Annotated in this window: 6 protein-coding genes; 5 read left to right on the top strand and 1 reads right to left on the bottom strand. The window is 77.0% G+C overall.

Annotation, left to right across the window (positions count from 1 at the left end; translation table 11 throughout):
• Positions 1-146 precede the first annotated feature (146 nt).
• Positions 147-605, top strand: a complete 459-nt coding sequence (locus ACFU6K_RS10500; RefSeq protein WP_380662165.1) for a universal stress protein — start codon at positions 147-149, stop codon at positions 603-605.
• 22 nt (positions 606-627) lie between these two features.
• Here the strand turns inward: ACFU6K_RS10500 and ACFU6K_RS10495 are convergent, their stop codons facing one another.
• Positions 628-1,674, bottom strand: a complete 1,047-nt coding sequence (locus ACFU6K_RS10495) for a lactonase family protein (RefSeq protein ID WP_380662164.1) — start codon at positions 1,672-1,674, stop codon at positions 628-630.
• A gap of 263 nt (positions 1,675-1,937) precedes the next feature.
• Here ACFU6K_RS10495 and ACFU6K_RS10490 point away from each other — a divergent pair, with 263 nt between their 5' ends.
• The 4 genes from ACFU6K_RS10490 to ACFU6K_RS10475 form a co-directional block, all read left to right on the top strand.
• Positions 1,938-3,767, top strand: a complete 1,830-nt coding sequence (locus tag ACFU6K_RS10490; protein WP_380662163.1) for a glycoside hydrolase family 15 protein — start codon at positions 1,938-1,940, stop codon at positions 3,765-3,767.
• The gene (locus ACFU6K_RS10485) at positions 3,764-5,161 is read left to right on the top strand and encodes a glucose-6-phosphate dehydrogenase (RefSeq protein ID WP_380662162.1); all 1,398 of its coding nucleotides are present in this window, start codon (positions 3,764-3,766) and stop codon (positions 5,159-5,161) included. The genes ACFU6K_RS10490 and ACFU6K_RS10485 overlap by 4 nt, the downstream gene beginning before the upstream one ends.
• 898 nt (positions 5,162-6,059) lie before the next feature.
• On the top strand, positions 6,060-7,424 hold the full coding sequence (locus tag ACFU6K_RS10480; RefSeq protein WP_380662161.1) for a serine hydrolase domain-containing protein: 1,365 nt from the start codon (positions 6,060-6,062) through the stop codon (positions 7,422-7,424).
• 125 nt (positions 7,425-7,549) lie between these two features.
• Positions 7,550-15,799: amino acid adenylation domain-containing protein (locus ACFU6K_RS10475; protein ID WP_380662160.1), on the top strand; the 8,250-nt coding region annotated here is incomplete at its 3' end.

Here is a 15,799-nt window from a genome sequence, read left to right as displayed (position 1 = left end):
GCCCGGGGCCCCGCGCGTCACCGCCCCCGACCGGCCCTGCCGGACTGCGGACCCGGTGCGGTCGGGACGAGGCTGGTCACCGAGCCCGGTGACGGCGGGCCACCGCCCGGTGCGATCCTCCGCCGCCGTCGAGTGGAGGAGGAGACATGGCCGACCAGCCCGAGGAGACGGGCCGCATCGTGGTCGGGGTGGACGGCTCGGAGCCGTCCGACCGGGCCCTGCGCTGGGCCGTGCGCCAGGCGGAGCTCACCGGCGCCGCGGTGGTGGCGGTGATCGCCTGGGAGTACCCGACCTACCACGGTGCGCGCGGCTGGTTCCCGCCGGGGATCACCGACGAGGCGGAGCTGGCGGGCCGGGCGCGCCAGGAGGTCGACCGGGCCGTGCGGCGGGCGGTGGGGGAGGAGCCGCCGGTCGAGGTGCGCACCGAGGCGCGGTACGGCACCCCGGCCGGGGCGCTGGTCGAGGCGGCCCGGGGTGCGGACCTGCTGGTGGTCGGCAGCCGGGGCCTCGGCGGCTTCGCGGGGATGCTGCTGGGCTCGGTGGCCCAGCACTGCACCCGGCACGCCGGCGTCCCGGTCGTGGTGGTCCGCGACGGCGGGACGTGAGCGACCGGGCCCGGCGCGGCCGTCAGGCGAACAGGACGGTGGACGCCGCCGGGACGGCCAGCGAGCCCGCCCGGCGGGGGACGCCGGTGGCGGCGTCCAGGTCGAACCAGGTGACGTCGCCGGAGTGCTGGTTCGCCGCGTACAGCCGGGTGCCGGTGGGGCCCAGCACCAGGTCGCGCGGCCAGCGGCCCCCGCAGGGCACCGAGGCGACCACGTGCGCCCGCTCGCCCGTCGCGTCGAGGGAGAGCACCACGATGGTGTCGGTGCCGCGCTCGGCCGCCCACAGGAAGCGGCCGTCGGGGGAGACCACCGGGGCCGACGGCGAGACCGGGCCCTCGACGCCGTCGGGGAACAGCGGGACCTCCGCGACCGGTTCGAGCGCCCCGGCCGCCGCGTCCCAGCGGCAGACCGTCACGACGGGGCGCAGCTCGCCGAGCACGTACGCGTGGCGGCCGGAGGGGTGGAAGGCGAGGTGCCGGGGCCCGGTGCCGGGCGGCAGCGCGGTCTCCGCGTGCACGGTGAGCTCCCCCGTCGCCGGGTCCAGGGCGCAGACCCGCACCGAGTCGGTGCCGAGGTCGACGCTCAGCACCCAGCGCCCCGACGGGTCGGGGAGCACCTGGTGGGCGTGCGGGGCCCGCTGGCGGTCCGGGTGCGGCCCGCTGCCCTGGTGGCGCAGCACGGTGGCCGGGGGGCGCGGGGTGCCGTCGGCGGCGAGCGGCAGCACGCTGACGCTGCCGGAGCCGTAGTTGGCCGTCAGCAGGTGGCCCCCGCTGAGGCTCAGGTGGGTGGGGTGGTCCCCGTCCACCGGGACGGGGGCGCCGAGCGGGCGGGGCACCGGGCCGGCGAGGTCATGGGCGGTGACGGCGCCAGGCTCGGTCTCGGACACGGCGTAGAGCACCGCGCCGCCGGCGGCGAGCCCGAGGGCGAGGTAGGACGGGTCGACGGCCTCGACGACACCGGTGGCGGTCAGCGCCCCGGTGTCCGGATCCAGCGAGGCCAGGACGATCCCGCGCCCGCCCTCCGAGGTGAACGACCCGATGAAGGCCCGCTCCACGTCCCTGCCCGCCATGTGCGACCTCCGCCGTCCGTCGTCCGCCGTCCGGGCTCGAACGCTAGCAGGTGCGGTGTTTGCGCCCATGCGCCGGAGAGCGCTTTTTCACCGGAAAGCACCGCTGCCGGAGCGGCCGGATCGCGGACCGGCCCGATCCCCGGGAACGTGGGAGCCGTCGGCCGCGCGACGGTCCGCCCTCCGACGGACCGGCTCCCGGGCACCCCGCACCGGGACGACGCCCCCGTCGACCGACCCCCCTGGCGCTGCGGAAGCGAGGCGGCATGTACGACCCCGACCCACCGTTCCGGCCGGTCCGCCGCCGGAACGGCTACCCGCCGCTGGAGGACCTCGGCCTGATCGGCAACGGCGCGACGGCCGCGCTGGTCGGCCCGGACGGCGCCATCCCGTGGCTGTGCCTGCCCCGGTTCGACTCCGAGCCGCTGTTCTGCGGCCTGCTGGACCACGCCCGGGGCGGGCACTTCACCCTCGCCCCGGAAGGCCTGGTGGAGGCCAGGCAGCGCTACGAACCGGACACCGGCGTGCTGGTCACCGAACTGCGCGGCCCCACCGGCCTGGTGCGCGTCACCGACGCGCTGACCCTGCGCTCCGGCGCCGACCTCACCGACGACGCGCCGGCCGACCGGGGCGAACTCGTGCGCTCGGCCGTGGTGCTGGACGGGACGGTCCGGCTGCGGGTGGAGCTGGAGCCGCGCGGCGGCGCGCAGGCCCGCGCCCTGTTCAGCGGACTGGAGGTGCGCCCGCACCGGCGCCCGGACCTGCGGCTGCACCTGCGCTCCAACCGTCCGCTGACCGGCCTGCGCGACACCCACGAGCTGCGGCAGGGCGAACGCCTGGACCTCGTGCTGTCCTGGGGCCGCTTCCACCGCCACCACCGCTTCGACACCGACGCGACCCTCGGGGCCACCGCCGAGGCCTGGCGCCGCTGGATGGGGCACTTCGCCTACGACGGCCCCCAGGAGCCCCTGGTCCGGCGGGCCGCGATCACGCTGAAGCTCTGCGACGACTGGGCCAACGGCTCGCTGGTCGCGGCCCCCACCTCCTCGCTGCCCGCGCCGATCGGCGGGATCCGCAACTGGGACTACCGCTACAGCTGGATCCGCGACGCGGCGTTCGCCGTGTTCGCCCTGCGCCGGATCGGCTTCGGCGGCGAGGCCGACGCCTTCCTCGGCTGGGTCCTGGACGCCTTCGAGACCAGCCGGCGGCCCCGGATCATGTACGACCTGCGCGGCGGCCCGGTGCCGGACGAGGTCGTGGACACCGAACTGGAGGGCTACCAGGGCTCGGCCCCGGTGCGCTGGGGCAACGGCGCGACCGACCAGCGCCAGCACGACGTCTACGGCGAGATCCTGGACTGCGCCGACCAGTGGCTGCGCTCCGGCGGCGAGATCCAGCCCGCGCTCTGGGCCGGCCTGGCCGAGCTGGCCGACGCCGCCCGGCAGGCCTGGCGGGAGCCGGACCAGGGCATCTGGGAGGTGCGCAGCCAGGGCCGGGTGTTCACGTACTCGGCGGGCCTGTGCCAGGTGGCCCTGGACCGGGCCGCGCGGATCGGCGAGCGGCTCGGCCGGTCCGACGGGCCGGACCGCTGGCGCGCCTCGGCCGAGGAGCTGCGCCGGCTCGTCCTGGAGCAGTCCTGGGACGAGGACGCCAAGACCCTCAGCGCCCACCTGGACGGCGGCGGCACGCTGGACGCGAGCCTGCTCGCGCTCCCGCTGCGCCGGGTGGTGCCGGCCGACCACCCGCGGATGGTGGCGACCGCCGCGGCCGTCGCCGAGCGCCTGTCGGCGGGCGGCGGGCTGCTCTACCGCTACCTGCACGAGGAGTCCCCGGACGGGCTGCCGGGCGACGAGGGCGCCTTCGTGCTGTGCAGCTTCTGGCTGGTCGACAACCTGGTCGGCCAGGGCCGGATCGACGAGGCCGGGGAGCTGTACGCCTCGCTGTGCTCCCGGGCGAGCCCGCTGGGGCTGATGTCCGAGCAGATCGACCCGTCCACAGGAGAGTTCATGGGCAACTTCCCCCAGGCGTTCAGCCACATCGGGATCATCTCCAGCGGCGTGAACCTGGCCCGGGCCGGGGTGGGGGGACGGGGATGATCGACCGGCTCGCGATCCTCGGCGCGACCGGGGACCTCAGCGCCCGCTTCCTGCTGCCGGCGCTGGCCGCGCTGCGGGCGGCGGGGCACACCGGCGACGCGCTCCGGGTGACCGGGGCCAGCCGGGAGGACTGGGACACCGGGCGCTACCGGGCGTGGGCCGCGGAGCGGCTCGGCCGGCACGGCGGCGGGCTCCCGGCCGGGGCCGGGGAGGCGGTGGTGTCCGCCCTCCACTACCGGCGGGCCGACGTCACCGACCCCGCCGACGTGGCCGCGGTCGTCGCCGGGGAGGGGCCGGTGGCCGTCTACCTCGCCCTCCCGCCGGCGCTCTTCCCCGCCGCGGTCACCGCCCTGCACGCGGCGGGCCTGCCGGACGGCAGCCGGATCGTGCTGGAGAAGCCGTTCGGCGAGGACCTGGCCGGCGCGCGGGAGCTGAACCGGCTGCTCGCCGAACTCGTGCCGGAGCGGGCGGTGTTCCGGGTCGACCACTTCCTGGCCATGACGACCGTCCAGAACGTCCTCGGCAGCCGGCTGGCCAACCGGGTGCTGGAACCCCTCTGGAACAGCACCCACATCGCCGAGGTGGACATCACCTGGGACGAGACGCTGGCGCTGGAGGGCCGGGCCGGGTACTACGACCGGGTCGGGGCGCTCAAGGACATGGTCCAGAACCACCTGCTGCAACTGCTCTGCCTGGTGGCCATGGAACCGCCGCTCACGCTCGGCGAACGGGACCTGCGCGACCGGAAGGTGGACGTGCTGCGCTCCGTCAGGCCGCTGACCGAGCACGACGTGGTGCACCGCACCCGGCGGGCCCGCTACCTGCCGGGGCGGATCGGGGACCGCGAGGTCCCCGCGTACGCCGAGGAGGAGGGCGTGGACCCGGCGCGCGGCACCGAGACCTTCGCCGAGGTGGAACTGGAGCTGGACAGCTGGCGGTGGGCCGGGACGCGGTTCCGGCTGCGCAGCGGCAAGGCCCTGGGGGCGGACCGCAAGGAGGTCGCGGTGCACTTCCGCCCGGTGCCCCACCTGCCGTTCGGCCCCGGCGGGAAGAGCCCCGCCCGGGAGGGCCCCGGCGGGGAGGCCAGGCCCAACGTGCTGCGGTTCGAGCTGGAGCCGGAGGGGCTGACCCTGGACCTGACCGGCATCGGCGCCCACGCCCACGAGTTGGCCCCGCTCTCGCTGACCGCGCGGATGGAGCCGCAGGACCTGCCCGCGTACGGGCGGCTGCTGTTGGACGTCCTGAACGGCGATCCGGCGCTGTCCATCCGGGGCGACGAGGCCGAGGAGGCCTGGCGGGTGCTCGAACCGGTGCTGTCCGCCTGGGAGCGGGGGCTGGTCCCGCTGGACGAGTACCCGGCGGGCTCGCAGGGGCCGCCGCCGCACTGGTGGTAGCCGCGCCGGGGGCCGGGTGACCGGCGCCGGCCAGGGCCGGACGGTGTCACACGCGGCCCACCCGGTGAATTCCGTCGCCTTCCGGCACAGCCATCACTTTCATCACAGCCGTCACAGGCGTCCGGGAAATCACTCGGATATTCTGACGAATAGCTGTTCGAGTGGCTGGTGAGATCTGAACCTCATATTTTCAGCCAAAGAATTCGCGCCCGTTCTCCGGTTCTCCGGGCGCGGCCGGGAGTCGCACCTGGGATTTTGGGGTTCCGATTACCGACGGCGGTCGCTCTCCGTTCAATCGGAAGGGGTTGCGAGCGACTGACCCGCCGTGAAGACTGTTGCGCGTTCGTCGTCCGGACGTTCGGGACGACAGGGATTGTGCGACTCCCCGACCGTGTCGGCGCGTTCCGCGCGGCGGTTGCGGGGGTGGATCGCCAAAAGGGGGAATGGGCATGCCGGGTACGGCCGTTGCGCAGGTGGGGGCCGGGAGAGCGGCCGGTCGGCGGGGGACGGTTTTCTGTTCGAACGTGCCGACGGGGTAAGGGTATTCGGAGGCTCGCGGTTCACCGCGATCCGGTCCGCCGTTCATCGCGCGGAGGGAAATTCGGGTCGCATTCGCACCGCCCGGTCCGGACGCGCCGACGCGGCCGGGGGACTGCCCCGCGAGGGGCGGGCGCGGTGCCCGGCCGAGGGGCCTCCGGGGAATCCCGTTCCCGGGCCCGGTGGACCGCCGCCGGTCGGGCCGGGGCCGATTCCCCTCGTTCCCACGCGTCCTGAAGCGGGCGGCGTCGACGGCCGGGAATTCCCGCTGCGCCGCCTCCCGATCCGCGATTCCGCCGCATTTCCACCGCGGGCGCCCGGTGCGCCCGCGCCCGAGAACCAGTCAACGGGAGCTTCCGCCATGCCGTACGCCAGTCCGGCGCCCGCCCGCGAGCGGTCGCCGCTCCTCCCGCGCAGCGAGCTGCAGCACCGGCTCGACACGCTCGCCCGCGCCCACCGGGTGCCCGGCGCCCAACTGGTGCTGGACACCGGCCCGGAGGCCGTCGCCCTGCACACCGGGGTGGCCGACACCGGCGCCGGGACGCCGTTCACCGAGGACACCGCCGTTCCGATCGGCTCGCTCACCAAGCCCTACACGGCCGCCCTGGTGATGCTGCTCACCGACGACGGCGACCTCGACCTCGACGAACCGGCCGCCGAGCACCTGCCGGAGCTCCGGCAGCTGCCTGAAGTAACGATTCGTCAGCTGCTGAGCCACACCGGCGGACTGCCCACCGGCCCGGACTCCGACGCCGCCGCCCGCACCACCGCGACCCGCTACCTGTCCGCCGTGTGCACCGCCCCGGACGCGCTGTTCCCGCCCGGGACGGACTTCTCCTACTCCAACGCCGGCTACGTCGCCGCCGGGCGCCTGGTCGAGACGGTGACCGGGATGCCCTGGCACGAGGCGGTACGCACCCTGCTGCTCGAACCCTTCGGCACCGGGCCGGTGTTCGTCGACACCGCCGCCCCCGGGCGGCCGGTCGCCGCCGGGCACGCGCTCAACGCCGCGACCGGCCTGCCCCGGGCCGTCCGGCAGAACCTGGCCCCGCTGGAGGCACCGGCCGGCGCCCTGCTGGCCAGCGCCGCGGACCTCGCCGCGCTCGGCGCCGCCCTGGTCGGCCGGGCCAAGGCGCTGCCCCCGGACACCGCCGAGCGGATGCGCCGCCCGGCGCCCGGCGCCCGGCCGGGAGCGCTCGCCGACGGCTGGGGCGCCGGCGCGGCGCTCTACCGGCAGGACGGGCGGCTGTGGTGCGGCCACGACGGCAACGCCATGGGCACCTCCTGCCACCTGCGGGCCGACCCGGACAGCGGCCTCGTGGTCGCCTTCACCGGCAACGCCGGTGCGGCCACCGCCCTCTGGCGCGAACTCATGGCGGAACTGGAGGAGTTGGCCGGAGTGCGGGTGCCCGCGGGGATCGAACCGGTGGGTGCGGGCGGGCCCGTGCTGCTCGCCGCCCCGGCGACCCTGGCCGAGTGCGCGGGCGACTACCGCAACGGCGCCATCCGCTACCGGGTCGAGCCGGCCGGCGCCGGACCGGCCACCCTCTCGGTCGACGGCGACCTCCCGATCCCGCTGCGCTGCTACGCCGACCTCTCCTACGACCTGATCGCCCCCGACACCGGGCGCCCCGAACCCGGCGGGCGCTTCCACCGGGACCCGGCCACCGGTCGGATCGACCGGGTGCAGGTCTCCGGGCGCACCGCCCGCCGGGCCGCCGACTGACCCGGCCGGCCCCGCCGCCGTACGCCCGACCCCGCACCTGCCCCGCACCGTTCCCCGGGCCCGAGGGCCGGCCACCGCCTGCCCCGCCGCCCTCGTCGTCGCCCCCCTCGGAAGGACCTTCCGCCATGGCCGACCGGCCTGCCCAGCCCGTGCGTCCGTCCGCCCCGCCGCAGGCTCCGGCCGGTGGCACCACCGCACCGTCGGCGGCGCCCCGGACCCTGGACGCCCTGTTCGCCGCCCAGGCGGCCCGCACGCCGCACGCGCCGGCGCTGACCGACGGGCGGCGCGGCTGGAGCTACCGCGCCCTGGCCGAACGCGTCGAGCGGCTGGCCCGCGACCTGCGCCGGCGCGGCGCCGGGCCGGAGCGGACGGTGGCCCTGGTCCTGCCGCGCTCCATGGAGCTGGTCGCCGCCGAGCTGGCCGTCGCCCGGGCGGGCGCCGCCTTCCTGCCCGTCGACCCGGCCTACCCCGCCGAGCGGCGGGCGCTGATGCTCGCTGACGCCGCCCCCGCGCTGGTGTTGGACGACCCGGACGCCGTCCGCGACCTCCTGGAGACGGACCGCCCCGAGGACCGCGACCACACGGACCTCCCGGCCGCGGCTGGCACCGACCACCCGGCGTACGTGATCTACACCTCGGGCTCCACCGGGACGCCCAAGGGCGTGGTCGTCACCCACCGGGGCATCGCGGGCTTCACGGCGGCGGCCGTCGAGAACTACGCGGTCGGGCCGGGGGACCGGGTGCTCCAGTTCTCCTCGCCCAGCTTCGACGCCTCCGTCCTGGAACTGTTCGTCTCCGTCCTCACCGGCGCCACCCTGGTGGTCCCCCCGGACGGCCCCTGGCTGGGCGAGGAGCTCGCCGCCGTCCTGGACGGGCAGCGCATCACCCACACCCTGATCCCGCCCGCCGCCCTCGCCACCGTCCCGGCCGGCGCGGGCCGCCACCTGCGCACCCTGATCGTCGGGGCCGAGGCCTGCTCCGCCGAACTGGTCGACCGCTGGGCGCCCGGCCGACGCATGGTCAACTCCTACGGCCCGACCGAGGCCACCATCGTCGCCACCTGGACCGGCCCGCTCACCGCCGGCACCGGCGCGCCCACCATCGGCGGCGCCCTGCCGCACGCCCGGGTGCACGTGCTCGACGAGGCCATGCGGCCCCGGCCGGCCGGCACCGACGGCGAGCTGTACCTCGGCGGCGAGGGTGTCGCCCGCGGCTACCTCGGCCGCCCCGGCCTGACCGCCGCCCGCTTCGTCCCCGACCCCTTCGGCCCGCCCGGCGCCCGGCTCTACCGCACCGGCGACCGGGCCCGGTTCACCGCCGACGGGGAGCTGGAGTTCCTCGGCCGGCTCGACCGGCAGGTCAAGGTCCGCGGCTTCCGGATCGAGCCGGGCGAGATCGAGGCCGCGCTGCGCGCCCACCCCGCCGTCGACCAGGCCGTCGTCGTGGTCCGCGAGGACGAACCGGGCCACACCCGGCTGGTCGGCTACGCCACGCCCGCCGACCCGGAGCTGCCCCCGGACCCGGCCGCGCTGCGCACCGCCCTGGCCGCCGCGCTGCCCGCCCACCTGGTGCCCGCCGCCGTCGTCGTGCTGCCCGCCTTCCCGCTCACCCCGCAGCTCAAGATCGACCAGCGGGCGCTGCCCGCGCCCGCCCGGCAGGGCGCCGCCGGACGCCTCGCCCCGCGCACCGAACGGGAGCGCGCCCTGGCCGCCGTCTGGGCCGAGGTCCTCGGCCTCGACGCGGTGGGCGCCGAGGACGACTTCTTCGACCTCGGCGGCGACTCCATCCTCGCCGCCCGCACCCTGGCCCGGATCGCCGAACGCCTCGGCGTCCGGCTCACCCTGCGGGACGTCTTCACCGCCCGCACCGTCGCCGCCCTCGCCCCGCTGCTCGACCGGCCGGCCGCCGAAGCCCTGACCGGGCCGGTCCCGCCGGCCCCGCGCGGGGAGCCGCTGCCGCTCTCCAGTGCCCAGCGCCGGCTCTGGTTCCTGGAGGACCTCGCCCCCGGCGGCACCGGCAACCACACCGGCGTGGCCCTGCGCCTGCACGGCGACCTCGACCGGGAGGCCCTCGGCCGGGCCCTGCGGCGCCTCACCGCCCGGCACGACGCGTTGCGCACCACCGTCACCGCCGTCGACGGGCGGCTCGCGCAGCACGTCGCCGAGCGGGCCGAACTGCCGCTGCGCACCGAGGACCTCGCCACCCTGCCCGCCGGGGAGCGCGCCGAGGCGGCCGAACGCCTGCTCGCCGAGGAACTGGAGCGGCCCTACGACCTGGCGCGGGGCCCGCTCAGCCGGGCGCTGCTGGTCCGGCTCGCCGCCGACGAGCACCTGCTGCTGCTGGCGCAGCACCACATCGTCACCGACGGCTGGTCGGTCGGCGTCCTCACCCGCGAACTGGCCGCCCTCCTCCGGGCGGAGGCCACCGGCGAACCCGACGGCCTGCCCGCGCCCGCCCTCCAGTACCCCGACTACGCCCACTGGGAGCAGCACCGCCGGGCCGACCACGCGCCCCAACTCGCCTACTGGAAGCGCACCCTGGCCGGCCTGCCGACCCTGCGGCTGCCCACCGACCGCCCCCGGCCCGCCGAGCGCGCCGGCCACGGCGCGGCGCACCGCCACCACCTCCCGGCCGAGCTGGTCGACCGGCTGCGCCACCTCGCCGCGGGCCGCGGCACCACCGTGTTCACCCTGTTCGCCGGGGCGTCCGCGCTGCTGCTCTCACGCCACTGCGGCCAGCGGGACGTGGCCTTCGGCACCGTCGTCAACGGGCGCGAGCGGCGCGAGCTGGAGGAGGTGGCCGGCTTCTTCGTCAACACCGTGGTGCTGCGCGGCGACGTGGACGAGGAGGCCACCGTCGACCGCTTCGTGGAGTCCATGCGCACCACCCTGTTGGACGCCTTCGCCCACGCCGAGGTGCCCTTCGACCGGGTGGTCGAGGAACTGGCCCCGCCCCGCGACCCCAGCCGGACCCCGCTGGTCCAGGTCGTCGTCGTCCAGCAGACCCCCGCCGCCCCCGCGCCCGTCGGCGGGCTGCGCTTCGCCGACCACCCGCTGCCCCGCCCGGCCGCCCGCTTCGACCTGGTGCTGGAGTTCACCCCCGACGAGGCCGACGGCGGCTGCACGCTGACGGTCGAGTACGACACCGCCCTGTTCGACCGGCGGACCGTGACCGCGCTGGCCGAGCACCTGCACCGGCTGCTGGCCGGGATGGCGGACGGGCCGCGGCGCACCCTCGCCGAGCTGCCGATGATCCCCGAGGAGGAGCAGCGCGCGCTGCTCGACTCCCGGAAGCCGCCGCGGGAGCTCCCGGGCGCCGACCCGGCGTGGCCGTCCGGATGGAGCCGGGCCTACGTCCTCGACCGCGCGCGGCGCTCCCAACCCGTCGGGGTGCCGGGCGAGTTGTACCTCGCGGGCGACCTCCCGGAGCAGCCGGGGGAGCGGCTCGTCCCCGACCCGTACGGCGCGCCGGGGGAGACGATGTACGGCACCGGCGAGCTGGTGCGGTGGACCGCCGACGGCGGGCTGGAGCACCTCGGCCGGGTCGAGGAGCGGGCGGAGCCCCGCGGCCCGGAGACCGCCCCCGCCCCCGCCGCGGCCGCCCCCCGCCACGTCGCCCCCCGTACCCCCGCCGAACGCGCGCTGGCCGGCATCTGGGCCGAGGTGCTGCGGCTGGAGCGGGTCGGCGCCGACGACAACTTCTTCGACCTCGGCGGCGACTCCATCCTCGGCATCCAGGTGGTGGCCCGCTCCCGGCAGGCCGGGCTGGCGGTGACCTCCCGGGACCTCTACCGCCACCAGACGGTCGCCGCCCTCGCCCTGGCCGCGGAGGACGCCGAGGCGCCCGCCGCGCCCGCGCCGGTGGCCGCCACCGGGGAGGCCGTGTTGACCCCGATCCAGCGCTGGTGGTTCGAGCGGGCCGCCGGCCGGGCCGGCCACTTCGCCCAGGCCGTCTCCCTGCTGCTGCCCGGCGACCTCGACCGGGCGGCCCTGGAGGAGGCCCTGAACGACCTGGTCGCCCACCACGACGCGCTGCGCTCCGCCTTCGCGACTCCGGACGGTGCGGGTGCGGTGCGCTGGCGGATCCAGGAGCCGACGGCCCGTACCGTTCTGGCCCGGCACACCGGCCCCGACCAGGACACCCCGCACTTCGGGCCGTACGACCTGGCCGACGGCGGCCCGCTGCTGCGCGCCGTGCTGCACGAGCGCGCCGGGGGCCGGCCCCCGGTCCTCCACCTGGCCGTCCACCACCTGGTGGTCGACGGGGTCTCCTGGCGGGTCCTGCTGGAGGACCTCGACACCGCGTACCGCGCCCGCCGCGAGGGCCGGGACGGCGCCGCCGCCCTGCCCGCGAAGTCCTCGCCGCTGCGGCAGTGGGCCGAGCGGCTGAGCGCCTTCGCCGCCGAGGGCGGCTTCGAGGACGAGTCCGCGTACTGGGCCCGGGCCGTGCCCGGGCAGCCGACCGAAGGGCAACCCGCCGCCGAGCCCTTCCCCGCCGAGCTCGACGGCCCCGACAGCTACGCCACCGAACGCTCCGTCACCGTCCGGCTGAGCCCCGCCGACACCGCCGCCCTGCTGCGCACCCTGCCCGACACCTACCGCACCCAGCCCAACGACGTGCTGCTGAGCGCGCTGGGCCGGGCGCTGTGCGGGGCGAGCGGGCTGGAGCGGGTCGTGGTGGACGTCGAGGGCCACGGGCGCGAGGAGCTGTTCGCCGACCTCGACCTCGGCCGTACGGTCGGCTGGTTCACCACCCGCCACCCCGTCGCCCTGGCCGTCCCCGCCGGGGCCGGCTGGGACACCGTCCTCAAGCAGGTCAAGGAGCAGCTGCGCGCCGTCCCCCGGCGCGGCCTCGGCTTCGAGGCGCTGCGCCACCTCGGCCGCCCCGGCACCGCGCCCGAGGCCTCGGCCGCCCGGATCAGCTTCAACTACCTGGGCCGCATCGCCCTGCCGGACAGCCCCGACGGGCTGTTCCGCGGCACCTTCCGGCCGCTGGAGCTGGACGCCGACCCGGCGGTCGGGCGGCCCCACCCGCTGGAGGTGGTCGGCCGCCTCGACGGCGACGCGCTGGAGTTCACCTGGTTCCACTCCGCGGCCGTCCACGGCTCCGCCACCGTCGAGGCGCTGGCCCGGCGCTTCGCCGAGGAGCTGGCCGACCTCGCCCGCCACGCGGCCGGCCCCGGCGCCGCCGGGCGCACCCCGTCCGACTTCCCGCTGGCCCGGCTCGACCAGGCGGCGGTGGACCGGATCACCGGCGCCGACCCGGGTGCGGTGGAGGACGTCCTGCCGCTCACCCCGACCCAGTCCGGCATGCTCTTCCACGGCCTCGCCGAGGAGGACAGCGGCGCCTACTTCCAGCAGCTGGACTTCGTCCTGGACGGGGTGCCCGACCCGGCCCGCCTCGCCGGGGCCTGGCAGTGGGTCACCGACCGCACCGCGGTGCTGCGCGCCCACGTCCGCTGGCAGGAGGTGCCCGAGCCGCTGCTGGTGGTGCACCGCCGGGTTGCCGTGCCGGTCACCCACCTGGACTGGCGCGCGCTGCCCGAGGAGGAGCGCCGCACCCGGCTGGCCGAGCTGCTGGACCGGGACCGGGCGAGCGGCCTCGACCTGGCGCGGGCCCCGCTCCAGCGGCTGCTGCTGATCCGCCTCTCGGAGAGCCGGGTGCGGGTGCTCTGGTCGTTCCACCACCTGGTGCTGGACGGCTGGAGCCTGTTCCAGGTGCTCTCGGACGTCTTCGCGGCGCACGCCGCCCTGGCCTCGGGGCCGGAGGTCCCGTACGGCACCGTGCCGGAGCGCCGGCCCTACCGCGACTACCTGGCCTGGCTGGCCGGGCGCGACCACGCCGAGGCAGAGCGGCACTGGCGCACCCGCCTCGCCGGGCTGGTGGAGCCGACGCCGCTGCCGTACGACCGCGAGCCGGTGCAGAGCCACCGCGCGGAGTCCACCCGGGCGGTGCCGTTCACCCTGCCCGCCGCCGCGACCAGGGCGCTGGAGGACCTGGCGCGCGGCTCCGGGCTGACCCTCAACACCCTGGTCCAGGGCGCCTGGGCGGTGCTGCTGGGCCGCCAGGCCGGGCGCGCCGAGGTGGTGTACGGCACCACCTCCTCCGGGCGGCCGCCCGAGCTGCCCGGCGTCGAGTCGATGACCGGCCTGTTCATCACCACCCTGCCGACCCGCACCACGGTGCCCGCCGACGGCACCCTGCTGGACTGGCTCCAGGCTCTCCAGCGGGAGCAGAGCGAGGACCGGCGGCACGGTTTCGTCCCGCTCACCCGCATGCGGGCCGGCACCGGACTGCCCGAGCGGACCGGCCTGTTCGACAGCCTGGTGGTCTTCGAGAACTACCCGGTGGACGAGGACGCGGCCGACGCCCACGGCCTGCGCCTGCGCGACCTGGACGGCATCGAGACCACCAACTACCCGCTCGCCCTGCTCGCCTACCCCGGCCCGGAGCTGTCGCTGCGGCTCTGCTACGACCCGCGACTGTTCGACGAGTCCACCGTGCGGACGCTGGCCGACCGGCTCACCGCCGCGCTCACCGGCCTGCCCGCCGGCGCCCACCTCCCGCCCGCGCGGCTGCCGCTGCTGACCGCCGAGGAGCGGCACCGCGTCCTGGTCGACTGGAACGCCACCGCCGCCGAGCAGCCCGCGGCCGACATCGCCGAGCTGTTCGCCGAGCAGGTGCTCCGCACCCCCGGGGCGGTCGCCCTGGAGGCCGGCGACGAGCGCCTGACCTACCGCGAACTGGACGCCCGGGCCGCCGAGTTGGCCGGACGGCTGGCCGCGCATGGGGTCCGGGTGGAGCAGCCCGTCGGGGTGCTGATGGAGCGCTCCGTCGAACTGGTCGCCGCCCAGCTGGCGCTGGTCCGCACCGGCGGGGTCTTCGTGCCGCTGGACGGCCGGGCGCCGCGCGAGCGGCTGCACCGGATGCTGGCCGAGGCGGGCGCCGAGCTGCTGCTCACCGACGCCCGCTGGGCGGACACCGCCGCCGAGCTGCGCCCCGCCGAGCGGGTGCTGCGCGTCGACCGGCCGGACCGCACCGGGGCGCCGACCGCGCCCCCGGCGGCCGTCCACCCCGACAACGTCCAGTACCTGATGTTCACCTCGGGCTCCACCGGCACCCCCAAGGGCGTCGCGGTGCGCCGCCGGGACGTCGCCGCGCTCGCCCTGGACCGCGCCTTCACCGGCCACGACCGGGTGCTGGTGCACTCCCCGCACGCCTTCGACGCCGCCACCTACGAGCTGTGGGTGCCGCTGCTGCGCGGCGGCACCGCCGTCCTCGCCCCGCCGGAGGACCTGGACGCCGCCGCCGTCCGGCACGCCGTCACCGAGCGGGGCGTGACCTGCCTGTGGCTGACCGCCGGGCTGTTCCGGCTGCTCGCCCAGGAGGACCCGGGCTGCCTGCGCGGCGCCCGCGAGGTGTGGACCGGCGGCGAGGCGGTGCCCGGCGCCGCCGTCCGCAAGGTCCTGGCGGCCTGCCCCGGCCTCACCGTGGTCGACGGCTACGGGCCGACCGAGACCACCACCTTCGCCACCCGCCGGGCCTTCCGCCACGGCGACGAACTGCCCGCCACACTGCCGATCGGCCGCCCGCTGGACAACACCCGGGTGTACGTCCTGGACGGCGCGCTCCAGCCGCAACCGCCGGGTGTCACCGGCGAGTTGTACATCTCCGGGGCCGGGCTCGCGCGCGGCTACGCGGGCCGCCCCGGCGAGACCGCCGCCCGCTACCTCGCCGACCCCTTCGGCCCGCCCGGCGCCCGGATGTACCGCACCGGCGACACCGTCCGGTGGAGCGCGGACGGCGAACTGCACTTCGTCGGCCGCGCCGACGACCAGATCAAGATCCGCGGCTTCCGGATCGAACCCGCCGAGATCGAGGCCCGGCTCACCGCCCACCCGGCCGTCGCCGAGGCCGTGGTCTCGCTCCACCAGGACGCCGGACGCAAGCGCCTCGCCGCCCACCTGGTGCCCGCCGAGGGCGCCGAGCCGCCGGGCGCCGCCGAACTGCGCGCCCACCTGGCCGCCGACCTGCCCGACTACATGCTGCCCGCGGCCTTCGTCACCCTGCCCGAACTCCCGCTCACCGCCAACGGCAAGGTGGACCGCCGGCGGCTGCCCGCCCCCGACTGGTCGGCGGGCGGCGACCGCCCCCACCGTGCCCCCGGCACCGACCGCGAGCGCCTGCTCGCCGCGATCTGGGCGGAGCTGCTCGGGGTCGAACGGGTCGGGCTGGACGACGACTTCTTCCTGCTCGGCGGCGACTCCATCCTGAGCATCCAGGTGGTCTCCCGGGCCCGCGCCGCCGGCAGCGCCGTCACCGTCGCCGGCCCCGAACCGGTCGCCGGCGAGGTCGGCCTGACACCGATCCAGCTC

This window comes from Kitasatospora sp. NPDC057512 (assembly GCF_042802135.1).
In the GTDB taxonomy this organism is placed as follows: Bacteria; Actinomycetota; Actinomycetes; order Streptomycetales; family Streptomycetaceae; genus Kitasatospora.
The sequence above is the reverse complement of the archived record's forward strand: the minus strand, read 5'-3'. Positions and strand labels throughout refer to the sequence as shown.